Origin of the sequence: Mesorhizobium sp. M1348 (genome assembly GCF_040317925.1) — a bacterium.
Taxonomy (GTDB): domain Bacteria; phylum Pseudomonadota; class Alphaproteobacteria; order Rhizobiales; family Rhizobiaceae; genus Mesorhizobium.
Genome location: NZ_JAMYLH010000002.1, coordinates 445327 through 463489, shown reverse-complemented (window position 1 = coordinate 463489; position 18163 = coordinate 445327). Strand labels below are relative to the sequence as shown.

The following is an 18163-nucleotide window of genomic DNA, read 5'->3' as shown; positions in this document are numbered from 1 at the left end:
GGAACGATATCTCCATCCGGCCGTTTTCGCGTGGCGGGTGGAGGCATGGTCATGGCAGAAGCGTTGGCGGCGCCGGATCCCATCGGAAGGACACTGTCGTCCGGCGAACTCGTAACCACGATGTCCCACTTTCATCGCGCCGAGATTGCGCGCATGGCTGGGTGGCGCGACCGCCTGGACCGGACGAGCAACTGGGCGATAACGGTTGTCGCGGCGATGCTGTCTGTCTCGCTTTCGACAGCCAGCGCTCACCACGGCGTGCTGCTGTTTGCCATGCTGCTTGTTCTGCTGCTGCTGTGGATAGAGGCGCGGCGATACCGCTTCTTCGACTTCTATCGGGCTCGCGTGCGCCAGTTCGAACGGCACTATTTCGCGCAGGTATTCTCGCCGCGGCCGGATTTCGCGTCCGATTGGCTGTTGATCGTCGGCGAGAGCCTGCGCGCACCAAAATTCCTGATTTCGCAACGAGTGGCTTTGGCGCGCCGCCTGCGTCGCAATTACATCTACATGCTGCTGATCCTGCTGCTGGCCTGGATCCTCAAACTGTCGACCCCCAGCCTCTTAAACGAAGGCGTCCGCATCGGTTTCGTTGGGTCGATGCGTGAGGCCGTCACCAGTGCTGCCTTAGGCCCAGTTCCGGGCGCGGTCATCGTCGTGCTGGTCGCCGTCCTCTATGCCGGCCTATTGGTGGCAGCCTTCCTGACGGAGAGCGACGACGGCGAACTCTCCTTCGGTGACGTCCACGTCTAGCAACGCCCTGTCTGGCAACGCAACGCGCTGTCGCGCGTTGTTGGACACGTGCATTGGGCGATGGGGGTTTCATGGCTTGGCAGGCTCCGACACGTTCCAGCCTGGCGCTGCTGGTTTGCGCTTTCGTCCCCGCAGGCGCGGCCTGGGCGGCGGAGACGCTTGTTGCCGGGTCCAAGGCCTCCGGCATGGGCGGTTCGGGCGAGGGCGCTTTCGTCGCCGAGATCGTGCTTCTGCTGCTTGTCGGGCGCGGCCTGGGCGAAGTGCTGCAGCGCTATGGCCAGCCGGCAATCATGGGCCAACTGATCGGCGGCATCCTGCTTGGTCCTTCGCTGTTCGGCTGGCTGTGGCCGTCGGCTCAGCACCTGATCTTTCCCAGCGATCCCGCGCAAAAGGGCATGATCGACGCGGTCTCGCAGCTCGGCATCCTGATGCTGCTTTTGCTGACCGGCATGGAGACGGACCTGCGGCTTGTGCGCCGGGTTGGCGCGGCCTGTTTTTCCATTTCGGCTACCGGCGTCGTGGTGCCCTTCATCTGCGGTTTCGCGCTGGCGCAGTTCCTGCCGGACGCATTGCTGGCTGACCCCACGCAACGCACCGTCGCCGGGCTGTTCCTGGGCACCGCGCTGTCGATCTCGTCGGTCAAGGTCGTCGCCATGGTGGTGCGCGAAATGAACTTCATGCGCCGCAACCTCGGACAGGTGATTATTTCCTCGGCGATCATCGAGGACACGATCGGCTGGCTGGTCATCGCCGTAACCTTCGGTATCGCCACCAACGGCAGGCTGCAGTTCGCGCCGCTGGTGACCACCATCGCCGCGGTGGCACTGTTCATGGTGTTCTCCTTCACCATTGGCCGCCGTCTTGTCTTCACCCTGATCCGCTGGACCAACGATCAATTCCGCAGCGAGTTTGCGGTGATCACCATGATCCTCATCATCATGGGAGCGATGGCGCTGATCACCAATCTGATAGGCGTCCATACCGTGCTGGGGGCGTTCGTCGCCGGCATCCTTGTCGGGGAATCGCCTATCCTCTCCAGCCATATCGAAGGCCAGCTTCGCGGCGTCATCACCGCGCTGTTCATGCCGATCTTCTTCGGCATGGCGGGGCTTTCCGCCGATCTCACCGTGCTCGCCGATCCGACGCTTGCCATGCTGACGGGCGCACTCGTGGTCATCGCCAGCATCGGCAAGTTTGGCGGCGCATTCATCGGCGCCAAATTCGCCGCCATGTCGTTCAAGGAAGCAATCGCCGTCGGCAGTGCAATGAACGCGCGCGGCTCGACCGAGGTGATCGTCGCCAGCATCGGCCTGTCGATGAACATCCTGTCGCACAATCTCTTCACCATGATCGTCACCATGGCCGTGATCACCACCTTGGCCATGCCTCCGATGCTGCGCTGGGCGCTCGGCCGGCTGCCGGTTGGGCACGACGAGCAGCAGCGTGTCGAGCGCGAGGCGTTGGACGAATACGGCTTCATTTCCAGGCTGGAGCGGCTGCTGGTGCTGGTCGACGACAGCAGGATCGGCAAGTTCACTGCCTATCTCGCCGGACTAGTCGGCGGAGGCAGCGGCATGCCCACCACCTTGCTTCGCCTGCCCACCACCTTGCTTCAGCCGAAAGACGGCCGAATTGACAGGCCAACCGATAGCAAGGGACAGGAGCGCGCCCTGCAGGAAATCAAGAAGGGTGCAAGAAAAAGCGCCCAGGCGGTGAAACGGATCGATGATACGCTTGTCGATAAAGTCCACCTGACGGCCCGCACCGAATTGGAAGCCACGGGTAAGACGATCGCCGAAGAGGCCCGCAAGGGATACGGCCTGTTGCTGGTCGGCCTTGACGATGTGCTGACCGCCGATGGCGCCTTTGCACCGGCCCTCAACGACATTGCCGCAGGATTTGACGGCCCGCTTTGCCTGGTCCTGAACGGCGGCAATGCTGCCGAAAAGATACCGACGCTGAAGGCCGGCACCAGCATTCTCGTCCCCGTCAACGGAACCCAGGTGGCGCGTCGCGCCGCCGACTTGGCACTGGCGCTGGCCCGTCCAAACCGGGCGCGGATCAAGGTTCTCTACGTCTCGCAAAGGGCAGCCAAGGGCCGCAGGTCGACATCCGTGTCGCATAGCCGCGAAGAGGCCGTGCTGAAAGACATCGCCGATCTGGCGGGCCGCTACGGCCTGCATGTCGACACAGCGTTCCATACCCGCGTCACACCCGACAAGGCGATCGCCCGGGAGGCGGCCAAAGGCGCGGCGATCGTCGTGATGGGCGTTACCCAACGTCCGGGTGAGGACCTGTTCTTCGGCGAAACCGCCGGCGCTGTTTTAGCCGCCTGCAACTGCCCCGTCGTGCTTCTGGCCAGCGCGCGGCCCAAGCATGAAACCGCTGGCGCTGAACTGGCAGCGTGATTTTCATTGCCTATTGATCCGTCGGCAGGCATGTCGATCGAGGCTCTGAAAGCGCTGATCAGCCAAACGTAAACGAACTCGAACCGAACGGTTCGGTTCTGTTGACGGAGCGTACGGGAAGCGGTGAACGCCGGCTCACAGAATGTTAGCGCCGCAAATCACCAATGACCGCATAACCAATTGAAAAGAAAGAATAACATTGTGGCTAAAGGAGCCGCATGTCGAATTTCAAGCGGCCAATTTGGCGCACCCGTACAAAATTTTCGTGATTGGAAACGACAGGCTTGCCGACCCATCTCGGGGTGGTCCGAGCGACGCGAATTCCTCCCAAGGCACGCCACGTGACGGACAGAACGAAGAAATACCGGAGTACCTGAAATGACCAAGATCGCTCTTACCGCCGCGGCCATCCTTGTTGCCACCGGCACCGCTTTTGCCGGCAGCGACCATTATGGCTCGGACAAGTCAACCAGCCGGCCGCTCCTGCTCCCAACGTCGACAACACCTTGACCGGTTCGATCCGCAAGCCGGTCGCTTCCGAGCATACCGGGGCCAAGACGACCTCCGAGTCGGTGGCGCCTGAATCCGGCCAAGGCATCTGGGGCCGCTGATTATCACAGCCCTGGAACACAAGAGCGGCGGGCTTGGCCCGCTACTCTTGCTTTCGCCTATCAACGGGCGTGCGCGCCGGGTCGTATCCTACGCCATACTTTGATTTGCAGGTTTCATCTGTAGCCACAATCTCGGTTGCTGAAATCGTCCAGCAACGTGCACGTCGGAAAAGGCCGGGTGCGTATTCGTCGGCGCGGACAGCGCTCTCATCTCGAATGCGTTGAAAGCAACGACAACTCACGAATGACCAGTACACTGGAGTACCTGAAATGACCAAGATTGCTCTTACCGTCGCCACCATCGTCCTCATCGCCACGGGCAGCGCCTTAGCCGGCAGCGATCATTTTGGTTCGGACGGCGTCAACCAGCCGGCCGCGCCTGTTGGCAATGCGCCTGTCGGCAATATCGACGGCGGGTTAACCGGTTCCATCCGCAAGCCGCTGACGGCTGAGCACAACGCCGTCGACACCGAGGCGACGACCCGCTTCGGCACGGATCAACCCGTAGTGCCCCAATCTGGCCGGGGCAACTGGGGCCGATAGGTCCTCAAACTCCGGAGCACAAAGAGCGGCGGGCCTGGCCCGCCGCTCTTGTTTGTGCGAAGCTCGGTCGGTCGAAAGGATCGGCGATCCTTCCCCCGGCCTGTTGGTAAATCCCTAACGCAGATCCTTCGGCCAAATGCAGTGCGTCAGCCGGGCGCCGCCGAAGCTGAGACCGGCCCAATCGCCATCGACATCGAACCGAGCCAGGGCCGCGGTGGGGAATTTTTCCGCCAGCTTCTTCAGCGCCGCTTCATCCGATCCAGCCCCGGCAAGACCGCGCGCGAACTCCTCCAACCCGGGATTGTGGCCAAGCACCAGCAGCGTTCCGGTCCCCGCCTTTACTTGCCGAACCTTGGCGAGGATGTCCGCCGCCGCTGCCTCGTAGAGCGCCTGGGCAAATTTGGCCTGCACCTTCGCCGGCAATTCCGCCGAGACCAGCCGCCAAGTGTCGCGGGTGCGCAGCGCCGGCGATACCAGCGCCAGCTCCGGCAGCCAGCCGCGCCGGGCCAGTTCGCGGCCGACCAGCGGCGCTGCCTTCAGCCCGCGCCCGGACAGCGGCCGGTCGAAGTCGATGAGATCGGGATCGTCCCAACTCGACTTGGCGTGACGCAGGAGCAGCAGTTGCTTCATGGATTCAAAATAAGGCCGAAACGTCGCGTGCGCCATGCACGACGCGGACGGTCTCGACGCGCTGTTCGGCCAGCCGATAAAGCACGAGATAATTGTCGATCGTCAACGATCTGGATGTCAGCCATTCCGCTGGTTGTTGGTGGCGTTGCCGAACCGGCCGCGAGCTTTCTGTATTATCTCCCCGATGTCGAACCGCGCGAACGGACCGCTTTCCAGCCCATCTGTCCAGGCTTTCCGTAGTCGCTCCGCTTCGGCTATGCGCAAGGGCTGGTCAAGCCCCCATTCGGGTAGCACCTCGCTGACTTTTTCGACGGTGACCATCAAGCTGTCTCCTTTGATTTACCTGCGTTGTCGGCGACATCACGTCATCTATGAGCTGCCCTTCCGGGCGCGCACGAAAATGAACGCCGGGAGGCGGCAAAGTCGATCATGTCCCTTTGGGTCCTTCAGCCTCAGTTCCTCACTTGGCGTCGGCTCGCACATCCGCTCAATGACAAATCCGGCATCCGCAAGAGGATCAGTCAGATCGCGCAGCGGCCTTCGATAGTAGAGCATTTTCTCGCCGAGCCATCCCCATTCCTCCTCGATCAGTTCGGCATTCAAATATCCAGGATCGAGAATGCTGACGTGATCGTGAACTGGGTGATGCGTCGAAAATACCAGCGTGCCAGTTGGTCGAAGCAGCCGCGCATATTCAGAAAAGACGGCTGGTAGGTCCGCCAGGTAGTGGAGGACGAGCGAAGATAGCACGAGGTCAAAAGTCTCGTCGCCGAGGGTACCTCGCAGATTGCTCACGTCGCCCTTGATCACGCGGGCGCGACCTGCGACGCGCTTCTGCGCGAGAGCAACCATTGCGGCGCTGCGGTCTACAGCGACCACGCGAGCACCGTGGCACGTCAGCCAATCGGCGTACCAGCCGTGACCGCAACCGGCGTCAAGAACATCGATATTGTCGACCGATGGCAGGAGCTGCAAGGTCGTCGGGCGCTCGTAGAGAGCATTCCAGGGCCGGTCATCGATCATCGCCGAGTAACGCCCTGCGATGGTGTCATAGTCTGTCGTTTCGGGCACGGACGTCATACCTCGTTGTACCCGAAATCAATATCACTGGCGTCTGCCTTTGGCACATCGCATCCTTGCGCTGCGCTGCCGAAAAATCTGGGTCGAGACAGCAGACTCTCGCAGCCCACCGCACGGCTAATTTGTGGGGCTCACGACCCAGCCGATTAAAAAGCAATCACGGCGTGATCCGCGCCAGGTGCTCGAGATCGGTCTCTTCGCGCAGCGGGTCGGGCGCGATCACCACCGACGTGGCGTTGTCGGCATCGTCGGCGAAGCGCGAAAACACCGTGCGGCCGCCTTCCATCCGCGCCTTGCCTTCGGCGACCAGCCCCAGCGCCAGCGGATAGAGCTGGTGCTCGGCCTTGAGCACGCGCGCGGCCAGCGTATCCTCATTGTCGCCGACCATCACCGGCACGGCGGCCTGGGCGATGATCGGCCCATCATCCATGTCGAGCGTGACGAAATGCACCGTGCAGCCATGGATGCGCATGCCCGCGCGGATGGCTCGCGCGTGCGTATCCAGCCCCTTGAAGGCAGGCAGCAGGGCAGGGTGGATATTGATCATGCGGCCCTGCCATTTCTCGACGAAACGCGCGCCGAGGATGCGCATATAGCCGGCCAGCGCGATGATCTCGGCGCCGAAAGAGACAAGGGCCGCGTCGATCGCCCCGTCATGCGCTTCCTTGCTGGCATGGTCCGAGCGCGAAATCACCCTGGTGGCGATGCCGCGAGCCGCGGCGATGCCGAGACCGGCGGCATTGGCGCGATCGGAGATGACGCCGACGATCTCGGCCGGATAGGCCGGGTTGCTCGCCGCCGCAATCAGCGCCGTCATGTTGGAGCCGCGCCCAGAGATCAGTACGACCGTCCGTTTCTTGCTCATAGGCCGATCGAGCCCCGATAGATGACGCCGGCATCGCGGCGCGGCACGATCTGGCCGATCGGCGTCACCGTCTCGCCGGCTTCCTGTAGCACGGCAGCGACCTGAGCCGCCTGGCCCGAGGCGACGACCAGGATCATGCCGATACCGCAATTGAAGGTGCGCATCATCTCTTCCGGCGCGACGCCGCCGGTCTTGGCCAGCCACGAAAACACCGGCGGCACCTCGATGGCGCCGAGATCGAGCTCGGCCGAAAAATCCTTGGGCAGAACGCGCGGGATGTTTTCGGGAAAGCCGCCGCCAGTGATATGGGCCAGCGCCTTGATGCCATGCGTGTTGCGGATCGCCTTGAGGATCGACTTGACGTAGATGCGCGTCGGCTCGAGCAGCGCCTCGGCCAGCGTCGCCTCGTCATTGAACGGCGCCGGATCGCCCCAGCCAAGGCCGCTTACCGCGACGATGCGGCGGACCAGCGAAAAGCCGTTCGAATGCAGGCCCGACGAGGCAAGGCCGAGCAGCACATCGCCCTCGACGATGTCGTCGGTCGGCAGCAGCTGGCCGCGTTCGGCGGCGCCGACGGCAAAGCCGGCAAGGTCGTAATCCTTGTCGTGATACATGCCGGGCATTTCCGCCGTCTCGCCACCGATCAGCGCGCAGCCGGCCTGCCGGCAGCCGGCAGCGATACCGCCGACGATCGAAGCACCCTGGTCGGGATCGAGCTTGCCGGTGGCGAAATAGTCGAGGAAGAACAGCGGCTCGGCGCCTTGTACGACGATGTCGTTGACGCACATGGCGACGAGATCGATGCCGATCGTGTCGTGCTTGCCGGCATCGATGGCGATCTTCAGCTTGGTGCCGACGCCGTCATTGGCGGCGACCAGCACGGGATCGGTAAAGCCGGCTGCCTTGAGATCGAACACGCCGCCGAAGCCGCCGATTTCGCCATCGGCGCCCGGCCGGCGGGTGGCGCGCACCAGCGGCTTGATCTTCTCGACCATGAGATTGCCGGCATCGATGTCGACGCCCGCTTCGGCATAGGTGAGCCCGTTCTTGCGCTTGCTCATTTCCGGCGCCTGCTCATCTGTTGCGCTTGCCTGTCGCTGGTTTCATTCGCTTGCGGGCTCTTCGCATGAACGGTTTTGCCCCGCAAGGCAAGCGCGCGATGATGGTGTTTTTAGTTGGATACCGGCGGAACCGGGCGCGATATACTCCAACAGTAAAAAGAAATCCCCGCCAGAATTGCGGCGAGGCCACCGACGGTGGCAAGAGACCTGATTTCGCCGTCGAAGGGCAGAATTCCATACGAGAAGCCGGCGGCGACCAAAGCCGCCGCGGCAGCCCACAGACCGGGGTTTGCAACGACCGACCTCGCGAACAAGAACGCCACGACCGCAGCCGTCAGCCAAAGGGGCCAAGAGACGACCACGCCCACGGCCAGCTCAAGAGCGAAGGCCCACAGAAGATCTTGCGTCGCTATGTTGCGGTGCGGGGTTCCGAAAGATGCGAAAGCCAGCAGACTTTCTGTCAGTCCGGCCAGATAGCAAAGCGTGACTCGCCAAGCGATTGTGATTCTCTGCGCCATCGTCGTTCGGCAGTTGGGAAAATAAGCTATTGCTTTCCCGGGCTCTTCGCATGAACGGCCGCACCTCGCAAGGATGACGGCGGGATCAGACGGTCTTGGCTCGACAAAAGAGTGGACAGTCGCCCAAGCTGCCGCCCTTACGGACGCCCCTCTCGTTCCGCCAGAACCATGTCGACGCGGTCGAGTTGTGCCTTGGCGTAGCCGCTCAGCGCTATTCCGCTATTGTTCGTTCGAATCCAGTGCACAGCCTGCTTCACCCGCTCGTAGTGCCCAAGTTCGATTTCGCAGGCAATCAGCGCGAGGATCCGAACTGCGAAGGGCTGTGTGAATTCGTAAGGTTTGTCGAGCAACTCGCTATGTCCGGCGACGTAACTGGCGAGGTCCGGGTTCTGAGCCCTGATCCGTCGCGCCAGCTCGACATATTTCCCCAGCAACCTATCTATGCTCGTCTGGTCAAGGTGCTCGAAGTAACGAGCATAAGCTTTCAGCTCATTGTTAAATATCGTTTCAGGATGAAACTGCGACAGTCCGGGCCAGATCCGTTTTTTGCCGTACAGCCTTTCAAGCAACGGCCTGACGGTAAGAAAGTCCAGGTAAACGAGCATGTTCACATGAACATCGCCATAGCTCGCAGTAAAGGCCTCTTCGAGAATTAGGCTGATATCGTCGCTCCGGTCGACTTCGAAGACGCCTTTCCGGATGCGGCGAAAGCCATGTCCCGTCATGAACGTATCGAGATACTTACGCGCTTCGCCAACGGCCAAAGACAAGGTTTCACTCCCTCTTTGTTGCGCCATGGTGCCCTTGATGGTTGCCGAAGAGTCCAGCCACTGCGCCGCTTGTTCCAAAACAGCTTCGCTGCCAGTGCGCTCTCGACAAACCCGTGCACGGCCCAACTTTTGTCGCTTCTCACTTGCCGTAACCCTCCATCTCGATCATGTATCGACAAACAAGTGCGACGGGATATGCGTTTGACCATCCCCAACATGATCACGATCATGCGCTTCGTGCTGGTGCCGGCCGTGGTGCTGGCCATGCTGCAGGAACGCTGGGACTGGGCCTTTGCCGGCTTCCTCATTGCCGGCATTTCAGATGGCGTCGACGGCTTCATTGCCCGCCATTTCAATCAGTTTTCCAGGCTCGGCGCCTATCTCGACCCGATGGCCGACAAGCTGCTGCTCGTCTCGGTCTTCGTGGTCATGGGCTTCAGCGGCGAACTGCCGCTGTGGCTGGTCATCACCATGGTGTCGCGCGACGCGCTGATCGTCTGCGCCGTGCTTTTGTCCACCGTCATGGCGCATCCCGTCGAGATGAAGCCGCTCCTGGTGTCGAAGGCCAATACTGCGATCCAGATCGTGCTGGCGGCGGTGGTGCTTGGCGAACTCGCCTTTGACATCAGTCTCGATCCGCTGAGGCCGGCCCTCATATTGCTGTCCGGGGTCTTGACCGTGGCTTCGGCCGCGGCCTATCTCGTGGCTTGGCTGAGGCATATGAGCGGCTATGGCGAAGGCTCCACACCCGGCACCTGAACGCGGGGCACCTGAACACGGGGCACCTGAACACCGGGCACCTGACGAACGGTCCATCGACGCCGAGGCCGAAGCCGCGGCAGCGGAGGCTGCGGCATCGGCGTCGTTTCGCCGCCAGATCCGCTTCTGGCTGGTCAGCGCCATCATCCTCGCCGTCTTCCTCTATGTCTTCAGCGGCATCCTTCTACCCTTCGTCGCTGGCATGGTGCTCGCCTATTTCCTCGATCCCGTCGCCGACCGGCTGGAGCGTCTCGGCCTGTCCAGGCTGATGGCGACGGTGGTCATCCTCATCGCCTTCATCGTCGTCCTGGTGCTGGCCGTCGTCATCCTGGTTCCGGTGCTCGCCTCGCAGATGGCTGATTTCGCCAGTAAGCTGCCGGACTATCTGACTCGGCTGCAAGGCCTGATCACCAGCTTCGACCCGAAATGGCTGGAAGAGAAATTTGGCGTCGACGCCAACGGCCTGCGCGAAGGCTTGAACTCGCTGCTGACCTCCGGCTTCGGCCTCCTGACCACTGTCTTCACCTCGATCTGGAGCTCCGGCGTGGCGCTGGTCTCGGTCATCAGCCTGTTCGTGGTGACGCCGGTCGTCGCCTTCTACATGCTGCTCGACTGGGACCGCATGGTGACAATCGTCGACAGCTGGGTGCCGCGCGACTATGTCAAGACCGTCAGGACGATCGCCAGGGACATCAACACGGCGACCGCCGGCTTCGTGCGCGGCCAGGGCACGCTGTGCCTGGTGCTCGGCGCCATGTATGCCACCGGGCTGACGCTGACGGGACTGAATTTCGGCATCCTCATCGGCCTGTTCGCCGGGCTGATCTCCTTCATCCCCTATGTCGGCTCGCTGACGGGCCTGGTGCTGGCCGTCGGCGTCGCCTTCGTCCAGTTCTGGCCGGACTGGACCATGGTCGCGGCAGTGGCCGGCGTGTTCTTCGTCGGCCAGTTCATCGAGGGCAACATCCTGCAGCCCAGGCTAGTCGGCAAAAGCGTCGGCCTGCATCCGGTGTGGCTGATGTTTGCGCTGTTTGCCTTCGGCGCGCTGTTCGGCTTCGTCGGCCTGCTGATTGCCGTACCGGCTTCCGCCGCCGTTGCCGTTCTGGTGCGCTTCGCCATCGCGCGCTATCTCGAATCGCCGCTCTACAAGGGCCATGCCGACGAGCCGGTGCCGCCGCTGCAGGTGCGCCGCCGCGGGGGCGCGCGCGGTTGAGCCAGATGCCGGACAAGATCGATCCGCCGCGTCAATTGCCGCTCGATCTAGGCCACGGCACCGGCTATTCGCGCGACGAGCTCGTCGTCTCCAGCACCAACAGCCAGGCGGCGGCGCTTGTCGACCGCTGGCCGGACTGGCCGTCGCCGGTCGTTGTGCTGGCCGGGCCGGCCGGCTCGGGGAAAACCCATCTGGCCTCGATCTGGCGGACCCGCGCCGACGCGGTGAAAGTGGAGGCAGGCCGCATCGGCGACTGCATCGAAAATCTCGGCGCGCATCCGGCCCTGATCGACGATGTCGACGCCGGCCCGGTCGACGAGCACGGTCTGTTCCACCTGATCAACGCGGTGCGCGGCGCCGGCTCGACCTTGCTGTTGACGGCGCGGCGCTTTCCATCCGCCTGGGGTGTCAGGCTGCCCGACCTGGCGTCGCGGCTCAAGGCGGCGGCGACCGTCGAGATCCACGAACCCGACGATCTTCTGCTGGCCGGCGTCATCACAAAGCTGTTCGCCGACCGCCAGGTCGAGGTCGAGCCGCATGTCGTGCAATATCTGGTGCGCCGCATCGAACGCTCGCTGGCCACCGCCATGCGGGTGGTCGAACGGCTCGACCGCACCGCGCTCGAGCGCAAGACGCCGATCACCCGCGCCCTGGCAGCCGAGACGGTCAGCGCCATGGACGAAGGGCAGGGCGAGTTCGAGATTTGACGATTCCAGTTCCGCCACTGTCCCATTTCGAGAAAAAAGGCTGGCATCTGTCTTGCAGCAAAGAGCTTGCCGGCTAATCCCGGTCCTGATTGCGTATCAAATCAGGTTAGTGGGCTCGCCGGGAGATGGGTGGTTGGGGTTCTCGCCCGGCGAGCTTGCCGTCATGCGGCAATCCCGATCGCTATCGGTCTCGCCTGGAAGCGAGGTCGGCGACGTATTTTGATTGAGAGCCGTCCCACCCGCAGACCGTGCATCGGCCGTTTTCGAAATGATGCTGGCAGTTTGGATATCCATAGAGCCAAGATGCGCATTCGGCACTGGCCATTGCACTGCTGTCGGCGAAGTATGTACTGCCGCACTCATCGCAGGTCGTGCTTGGTCGATCGGTCATTGCTCTAGCCTCGCTATCGCTTCAGCCCGATCGCCGCCTGCAACCACCGCTCGTTCCGCGCCGAAGCGCCGGCGATAATCGCCGGGCACCAGCCCGGTTATCCTGGCGAATACTTTGCGGAAGGAGCCGGGATCGTCATAGCCGACCTCCCAGGCGATCTGGTCGATCGACCGTATCGTGGTTTCCAGCATCTCGCGCGCCTTGCCGACTCGCAGGTGCTGGCAATATTCCGTCGGCCTGAGGCCAGTGGCATTGCGGAACCTGCGCAGGAAAGTCCGCTCCTCCAGCCCGGCATGCTCGGCCATGGCGCCGAGCGTCACGTCGCGCGCGCCGTTCGCCTGAAGCCAATGCTGCACCTTGAGGATCGCTTCGTCGTCATGGGTCAGCCGCGGCGCAAACGGGCTGTAAAAACGTTGCTCGCGGCCCGGCGGGTCGACCAGCATGAAACGCGCCGTGTCCATCATGACGGCCGACCCGAGCACCCTGTCCACCAGCTTCAGCCCGAGGTCGGTCCAGGCCATGTAGCCGCCCGCGGTGATGATGTCGCCATCGTCGATGACCAGCCTGTCGGCGTCGAGCAGGATGTCTGGAAAGCGTAGCGCCAGCGCGTCGCGATAGGCCCAGTGCGTTGTCGCCGCGCGACCGGACAACAGGCCGGTCTCGGCAAGCACGAAGGCGCCGGCGCAGACCGAGCCGAGCGTCGCGCCTGCGGCATGACGGTCCCTGAGCCAGCCGGCATAGGGTGCTGCCGCCTCGCGCGGAATCGGATCACCTAGGGTCGGAGGCAAGATGACCATGGCAGGTCCATGGCGAGCACCGGACCCGCTGTCGAAGGTGCGGATGACCGTTTGGCTCGCCTCCTGCCACTGCCAATGGCTGACGCGAAGCCTCAGCGCGTCCGGCGACCGCTCGACAGCCAGCCGGTTTGCCAGCATGAAAAGATCGGTCAGGCCGAGCACGGCTGCTTCCTGCACGCCGGGATACAAGACAAGGCCGATTTCGATCAGATCACGCGCAGCCGTCATTTGTCAGTTTTGCCACGTTGAATGTCCGTTTTGCCAATGCTCACCCTGACCACGCTGTTATAATTTGTCCAGCTGAAGGGGCTAAAAGCTTCCGTGTTACCCCCCAACTTTCCATCAAGGAGTAGAACGATGAGCACATTCACCACCCATGACGGCACCGAGATTTTCTACAAGGATTGGGGCAAGGGCCAGCCGATCGTCTTCCATCACGGCTGGCCGCTCAGCGGCGACGATTGGGACAACCAGATGCTGTTCTTCCTCGAAAAGGGCTACCGCGTCATTGCCCATGACCGCCGCGGCCACGGCCGCTCGTCGCAGACCGCGACCGGCAACGATATGGACACCTATGCTGCTGACGTGGCGGCGCTGGCCGCGCATCTCGATCTCAGGGATGCGATCCACATCGGCCACTCGACCGGTGGCGGCGAGGTGGCGCGTTACGTCGCGCTTTATGGCGGCGGGGGGCGTGTTGCCAAGGCGGTGCTGATCGGCGCCGTGCCGCCGATCATGGTCAAGTCCGACAGCAATCCCGGCGGTCTTCCGATCGAGGTCTTCGACGGCTTTCGCGCCGCTCTGGCCGCCAATCGCGCCCAGTTCTACAGGGATGTGCCGGCCGGCCCGTTCTATGGCTTCAACCGCGACGGCGCCAAGGTTTCGCAAGGCGCCGTCGACAATTGGTGGCGCCAGGGCATGATGGGCGGAGCCAAGGCCCATTACGACTGCATCAAGGCATTCTCGGAGACCGATTTCACCGACGACCTCAAAAAGATCGAGGTTCCGGTCCTGATCATGCATGGCGACGACGACCAGATCGTGCCGATCGCCGATTCCGCGCTGCTTGCGGCCAAGCTGGTGAAGCACGGCACGCTCAAGGTCTACAAGGGCCTACCGCACGGCATGTGCACCACCCACCCGGAGATCATCAATCCGGATCTGCTGGCCTTCATCCAGGGCTGACGGCTTGCATGTCGGACGGGCAGCGCGGGCTCGTGCTGTCCGTCCGTCGCTTAAGCATGACCGACGACGGAGACACGCTCGAGCGTGATCCGCTTGCGCTGCCGACGAGATTCGCTTGATGAATGGTCGGAGTGGAGAGATTCGAACTCCCGACCCTCTGGTCCCAAACCAGATGCGCTACCAGGCTGCGCTACACTCCGAACGGTCTGTTGCCTAGTGATTTCGGCCCACCAAAGCAAGCGTAAAAAGCCATCGGCCTTGCTGCCGGCGGCATTGCGCAGTAATGACGGGCTAGTGCATGGCCAGAGAACAGTAATCTGGTGTCGGGGTCGTGTGCTTGCAACCAGCAATGAGGTGGTCATGTCAGCCCGCATTTTCAGCCCAGCCAAAACCGCGATGCAGTCCGGCAAGGCCAAGACCGGCTATTGGGTGCTGGAATTCGATCCGGAGCAGCGCAAGAAGATCGATCCGCTGATGGGCTACACCACGTCCGGCGACATGCGAAGCCAGATCAGGCTGACCTTCGACACAAGAGAAGAGGCGGTCGCCTATGCCGAGAAGGAAGGGCTGGCTTTCCGCGTCGAGGAGCCGAAGGAAATCAAGCGCCGCCAGATTTCCTATGCGGAGAATTTCCGCTATGACCGCAGGACGCCCTGGACGCATTGATCCCATACCGGCCCTGCCGGCACAATCCGCCGGTCATGCGGCCGGCCAGCGGTCCCGTAGCTCAGCTGGATAGAGCACCGGCCTTCTAAGCCGATGGTCACAGGTTCGAATCCTGTCGGGATCGCCAATATTTTTAGGTCCATTCCGGACACGTTCACTCGCCAGTCGCACAGGATTTCCGAAACATGACAGCGATGGGCGCGGCGGCACTGCTGGTCCTTGTCCTGACCTATGCCGGCGTTGCCGTCGGCAGGGTACCCGGGCTGCGCCTCGACCGGGCAGGCATCGCGCTGCTCGGCGGTGCGGCGATGATCGCCATCGGCGCGCTCGACATGGAAGACGCCTACCGCGCCATCAGCTTCGACACCATCACGCTTCTGCTCGGCATGATGATCGTCGTGGCGCATCTGAAAGTGTCGGGCGCCTTTCGCGCGCTCGGCGGGTTCGCCATCGAGCATGCGCATGCGCCGTTCATGCTGCTGGTGATGGTGACGCTGTTGACCGGCGTCCTGTCGGCATTCCTCGTCAACGACGCCATCTGCCTGGTCATGGCGCCAATCGTCGTCCACGTCACCCGCGTCATCAACCGCAACCCGGTGCCCTACCTGATCGCCACGGCGACCGCATCCAATTGCGGCAGTGTCGCCACCATCACCGGCAATCCGCAGAACATGGTCATCGGCGCCCTGTCGGGGATTTCCTATCCGGCCTTCTCGGCGGCGCTTGCGCCGGTGGCCCTGTTCGGCCTCGTCGCCGTCATCGTCATCATCCGCATCGTCTACCGCGCCGAATTTTCGCGCAAGGCCGAGCTCAGCCCCGAAGTCTATCGCGGTCGCATGCTGCCGGGGCAGGTGCTCAAGGCGGTGGTCGTCTGTATCGGTTTGGCGGTCGCCTTCTTTGCCGGCGTTCCCGTTGCCAAGGCGGCGCTGATCGGCGGCGCGATTCTGTTGCTGACCCGCGCCATCAAGCCTGAGCGCATCTATCGCGAGATCGATGGGCCGCTGCTGTTCATGTTCGCCGGGCTTTTCATCGTCGTCGCCGGGGCGGAGAAGACGCTGCTTACGCCCGACATCATCGCTTCGGCAAAAGACCTTGGACTAAATGATGTCTGGCGGCTGTCCGGCTTCACCGCAGTGCTGTCCAACATCATGAGCAATGTCCCGGCCGTGCTGGCGCTGAAGCCGTTCGTGCCCGGACTGGAAAACCCCGAGCGGGCCTGGCTGGTCGTCGCCATGAGCTCGACACTGGCCGGCAATTTCACGCTGCTCGGCTCGGTCGCCAATCTGATCGTTGCCGAGCACGCGCGGGTCTCCGGCAAACCGCTGGGCTTCATCGCCTTCTTCAAGGTCGGCCTGCCATTGACGCTGGTCACGCTTCTTGTAGGGACGGCATGGCTGGCGGCCTAAAAGCGCGTCGCATTCGACCCGCCTCATGCGACGCGCTTTAGGCTCTTGTTTATGCATGTCGTTATCGCAAAACCGCTGCACACTTTTGCGCGACATGCAGTAGCCTGTCAGGGCGACGTCACCGTGAGATGGCCTTTCATGTTCGGATGGAAGCGGCAGAAATAATCGACTGATTCCACGTTCTTCACCGTCAGGCTCGCCGCCTTCTTCGGCAGGATCATCACTTCCCAGCCGCCGTTGACGGTTGCCGTGTGGGCGAACACGTCCTTGTTCACCCACCTGATTGTGTCGCCGACCTTCGCCTCGATCCTTGCCGGCGAAAACACAAGCTTGTCGATCGTCACCTCGATGGTTTCGGCCTTGGCCGGCGCGGCGCCGATGGTCAGCGCCAGCGCGACCCACAGATGCCGCCTCGACACCATTGGCCCTATCCTCACTTCAGCATGCCGGCGACGTGCTCGGCGTGCTGTTCGTGGCCCTGGAATATTTTCAGGCCGGTTTCCAGCAGGCTCTTCAGCTCGGCATTGCTGGCCGACGGGATCAGCAGCGTTTCGAGCGCGCCGTTGACCTGCTTGTGGTAGGCCACTTCGCTGGCGACATAGGCCTTGTCGAACGCCGCACCCTTGAGCTTGGCAAGCTTGGTACGTTCCTCGGCCGCCGCCTTGGTCAGCGCCTTGCTGGTCGGATTGTCCTCAGGCGTGACCTTGAGCTTCTTGACCAGGTCGAGAGCCTGTTTGTTGACCGCCTCGTGATCTTGCACCATGTCCTTGGCGAAATCCACGACCTCTTTGTTTTTCGATTTCTTCAGCGCCTGCTTGGCCGCTTCGACGTCAAGCACGCCCGCTGTGTAGGCGATATGCGCGATCTGCGGATCGGTCGGCTTGTCGGCAGCTTGCGACAAGGGCGCTGCGCTAAGCAGCAAAAATGCGGCCAGTGCCGCGGTCGGTCGAATAAACATGATGCTCTCCTTCACCCCGACGCGGAGCTGCATCGGGCTTCGTTTTCAGTGACGCTCATTGGATGCAGGTCGCCGGCAAACGTTCCCGCGAAAATCGGCGCGACCTATCCGGAAAGACCAAGCCGCTGCATCACGGCATTGGTCAGCCGTTCGCAGCGCCGGCCCGCGAACGGAAAGGCGTCGGGCAGCACCGGGCCGATCTGGTCGTCCAGCGCCTTGCGCACCAGCGCACGGGCGCGGTGCAGCCGGGTCTTGATGGTTTCTGGTCGCACGCCAAGCAGTTCGGCGGTCTCCTCGATGCTCAATCCTTCGATGACGCGCGCCACGAACACCATCCGGTAGACATCGGGAAGACTGTCGGTTGCCCGTTCGACAAGCTCAAGGATCTGCCGTTGCGCCATCGTCCGCTCCGGATCGTCGCTCGGGTTGAGGGGAAACCGGATGATTTCGGCTTGCGGGTTTTCAGGCATCGCTACCATTCGCCGCCTTTTGCGCAAGCGGCCGAGCGCTTCGTTGATCACGATACGCGACAGCCACGTGGCGAGCGAGGCATCGCCGCGAAAGGCCTCGAGATGGGCAAAGGCGCTGACATAGGCCTCCTGGACGATGTCCTCGGCCTCGCTGTCGTTCCGCACAACGCCGCGGGCGATGCGGTAGAGCCTTTGGTTGTGCGTCTTGATGATGGTGCGGAATGCATCGCCATCGCGTGCCAGCGCGCGGCCGACAAGCTGCATGTCGCCGGAAGCGGCGGGCGTTGCCGTCAACGCAGCAGGCATGGCCGATCTCCTGATAGGCTTCTCATCGCGACATTGGATGCATCGGCCGGCAAAAGGTTCCCGACCAAT

At 62.6% G+C, this 18163-nt stretch carries 21 protein-coding genes, 2 tRNA genes and 1 pseudogene; 12 read left to right on the top strand and 12 right to left on the bottom strand.

Going from position 1 to position 18163, the window contains the following annotated elements:
• Positions 1 to 51 precede the first annotated feature (51 nt).
• From NKH13_RS06380 to NKH13_RS06365, 4 genes and pseudogenes are all read left to right on the top strand, one after another.
• Positions 52 to 750 (top strand): DUF2270 domain-containing protein, encoded by a 699-nt coding sequence (locus NKH13_RS06380; RefSeq protein WP_352911389.1) that lies wholly within the window; start codon positions 52 to 54, stop codon positions 748 to 750.
• A 185-nt stretch (positions 751 to 935) separates the two neighbouring features.
• Complete coding sequence (locus tag NKH13_RS06375; RefSeq protein WP_502914280.1) at positions 936 to 3158, top strand: cation:proton antiporter domain-containing protein; 2223 nt, start codon at positions 936 to 938, stop codon at positions 3156 to 3158.
• A gap of 378 nt (positions 3159 to 3536) precedes the next feature.
• A pseudogene (locus tag NKH13_RS06370) lies at positions 3537 to 3769 on the top strand (DUF680 domain-containing protein).
• A gap of 270 nt (positions 3770 to 4039) precedes the next feature.
• Positions 4040 to 4312 (top strand): DUF680 domain-containing protein, encoded by a 273-nt coding sequence (locus NKH13_RS06365; protein WP_352911386.1) that lies wholly within the window; start codon positions 4040 to 4042, stop codon positions 4310 to 4312.
• 114 nt (positions 4313 to 4426) lie between these two features.
• Here NKH13_RS06365 and NKH13_RS06360 read toward each other — a convergent pair whose 3' ends face one another.
• The 6 genes from NKH13_RS06360 to purM form a co-directional block, all read right to left on the bottom strand.
• A complete protein-coding gene (locus tag NKH13_RS06360; protein WP_352911385.1) occupies positions 4427 to 4942 on the bottom strand; it encodes a SixA phosphatase family protein in 516 nt (171 codons plus the stop codon).
• Between the two features lie 4 nt (positions 4943 to 4946).
• Positions 4947 to 5048 (bottom strand): hypothetical protein, encoded by a 102-nt coding sequence (locus NKH13_RS06355; protein WP_352911382.1) that lies wholly within the window; start codon positions 5046 to 5048, stop codon positions 4947 to 4949.
• 11 nt (positions 5049 to 5059) lie between these two features.
• The gene (locus NKH13_RS06350; protein ID WP_352911381.1) at positions 5060 to 5263 is read right to left on the bottom strand and encodes a hypothetical protein; all 204 of its coding nucleotides are present in this window, start codon (positions 5261 to 5263) and stop codon (positions 5060 to 5062) included.
• A 48-nt stretch (positions 5264 to 5311) separates the two neighbouring features.
• Positions 5312 to 6013: a class I SAM-dependent methyltransferase gene (locus NKH13_RS06345; RefSeq protein WP_352911379.1), complete on the bottom strand. Its 702-nt coding sequence runs from the start codon at positions 6011 to 6013 to the stop codon at positions 5312 to 5314.
• A 166-nt stretch (positions 6014 to 6179) separates the two neighbouring features.
• Positions 6180 to 6887 (bottom strand): phosphoribosylglycinamide formyltransferase, encoded by a 708-nt coding sequence (gene purN / locus NKH13_RS06340; protein ID WP_352911376.1) that lies wholly within the window; start codon positions 6885 to 6887, stop codon positions 6180 to 6182.
• Positions 6884 to 7948 (bottom strand): phosphoribosylformylglycinamidine cyclo-ligase, encoded by a 1065-nt coding sequence (purM, locus tag NKH13_RS06335; RefSeq protein WP_352717616.1) that lies wholly within the window; start codon positions 7946 to 7948, stop codon positions 6884 to 6886. Before purM ends, purN begins: the two co-directional genes overlap by 4 nt.
• Before the next feature lie 65 nt (positions 7949 to 8013).
• Here purM and NKH13_RS06330 point away from each other — a divergent pair, with 65 nt between their 5' ends.
• Positions 8014 to 8520, top strand: a complete 507-nt coding sequence (locus NKH13_RS06330; RefSeq protein ID WP_352911374.1) for a hypothetical protein — start codon at positions 8014 to 8016, stop codon at positions 8518 to 8520.
• 83 nt (positions 8521 to 8603) lie between these two features.
• Here NKH13_RS06330 and NKH13_RS06325 read toward each other — a convergent pair whose 3' ends face one another.
• Positions 8604 to 9314 carry a hypothetical protein gene (locus NKH13_RS06325; RefSeq protein WP_352911372.1) on the bottom strand — a complete coding sequence of 237 codons (711 nt, stop codon included), beginning with the start codon at positions 9312 to 9314 and terminating at the stop codon, positions 8604 to 8606.
• A 123-nt stretch (positions 9315 to 9437) separates the two neighbouring features.
• Here NKH13_RS06325 and NKH13_RS06320 point away from each other — a divergent pair, with 123 nt between their 5' ends.
• The 3 genes from NKH13_RS06320 to hdaA are packed head-to-tail and all read left to right on the top strand — an operon-like array spanning position 9438 to position 11915.
• Positions 9438 to 9995: a CDP-alcohol phosphatidyltransferase family protein gene (locus tag NKH13_RS06320; RefSeq protein ID WP_352911370.1), complete on the top strand. Its 558-nt coding sequence runs from the start codon at positions 9438 to 9440 to the stop codon at positions 9993 to 9995.
• A complete protein-coding gene (locus NKH13_RS06315; RefSeq protein ID WP_352911368.1) occupies positions 9967 to 11208 on the top strand; it encodes an AI-2E family transporter in 1242 nt (413 codons plus the stop codon). Before NKH13_RS06320 ends, NKH13_RS06315 begins: the two co-directional genes overlap by 29 nt.
• A 5-nt stretch (positions 11209 to 11213) precedes the next feature.
• Positions 11214 to 11915 carry a DnaA regulatory inactivator HdaA gene (gene hdaA, locus NKH13_RS06310; RefSeq protein ID WP_254820322.1) on the top strand — a complete coding sequence of 234 codons (702 nt, stop codon included), beginning with the start codon at positions 11214 to 11216 and terminating at the stop codon, positions 11913 to 11915.
• 387 nt (positions 11916 to 12302) lie between these two features.
• Here hdaA and NKH13_RS06305 read toward each other — a convergent pair whose 3' ends face one another.
• The gene (locus NKH13_RS06305) at positions 12303 to 13331 is read right to left on the bottom strand and encodes a GlxA family transcriptional regulator (RefSeq protein WP_352911366.1); all 1029 of its coding nucleotides are present in this window, start codon (positions 13329 to 13331) and stop codon (positions 12303 to 12305) included.
• A gap of 129 nt (positions 13332 to 13460) precedes the next feature.
• Here NKH13_RS06305 and NKH13_RS06300 point away from each other — a divergent pair, with 129 nt between their 5' ends.
• On the top strand, positions 13461 to 14288 hold the full coding sequence (locus tag NKH13_RS06300) for an alpha/beta fold hydrolase (protein ID WP_352911363.1): 828 nt from the start codon (positions 13461 to 13463) through the stop codon (positions 14286 to 14288).
• A gap of 123 nt (positions 14289 to 14411) precedes the next feature.
• Here NKH13_RS06300 and NKH13_RS06295 read toward each other — a convergent pair.
• Positions 14412 to 14488, bottom strand: a tRNA-Pro gene (locus NKH13_RS06295).
• A gap of 160 nt (positions 14489 to 14648) precedes the next feature.
• Between NKH13_RS06295 and NKH13_RS06290 the strand changes: the two genes are divergently transcribed.
• The 3 genes from NKH13_RS06290 (at position 14649) to NKH13_RS06280 (ending at position 16360) form a co-directional block, all read left to right on the top strand.
• Complete coding sequence (locus NKH13_RS06290) at positions 14649 to 14954, top strand: ETC complex I subunit (RefSeq protein WP_023677641.1); 306 nt, start codon at positions 14649 to 14651, stop codon at positions 14952 to 14954.
• A gap of 50 nt (positions 14955 to 15004) precedes the next feature.
• Positions 15005 to 15081 (top strand) — tRNA-Arg (locus NKH13_RS06285).
• A gap of 58 nt (positions 15082 to 15139) precedes the next feature.
• Complete coding sequence (locus NKH13_RS06280; protein WP_352911360.1) at positions 15140 to 16360, top strand: anion transporter; 1221 nt, start codon at positions 15140 to 15142, stop codon at positions 16358 to 16360.
• A gap of 107 nt (positions 16361 to 16467) precedes the next feature.
• On the opposite strand, the gene NKH13_RS06275 is transcribed toward NKH13_RS06280, so the two are convergent.
• The 3 genes from NKH13_RS06275 to NKH13_RS06265 form a co-directional block, all read right to left on the bottom strand.
• Positions 16468 to 16782 carry a cupredoxin domain-containing protein gene (locus tag NKH13_RS06275; protein ID WP_352911357.1) on the bottom strand — a complete coding sequence of 105 codons (315 nt, stop codon included), beginning with the start codon at positions 16780 to 16782 and terminating at the stop codon, positions 16468 to 16470.
• Between the two features lie 11 nt (positions 16783 to 16793).
• Positions 16794 to 17318: a DUF4142 domain-containing protein gene (locus tag NKH13_RS06270; RefSeq protein ID WP_352911354.1), complete on the bottom strand. Its 525-nt coding sequence runs from the start codon at positions 17316 to 17318 to the stop codon at positions 16794 to 16796.
• Between the two features lie 104 nt (positions 17319 to 17422).
• Positions 17423 to 18094, bottom strand: coding sequence for an RNA polymerase sigma factor (locus tag NKH13_RS06265; RefSeq protein WP_352911351.1), 672 nt, complete (start codon positions 18092 to 18094; stop codon positions 17423 to 17425).
• Positions 18095 to 18163 lie beyond the last annotated feature (69 nt).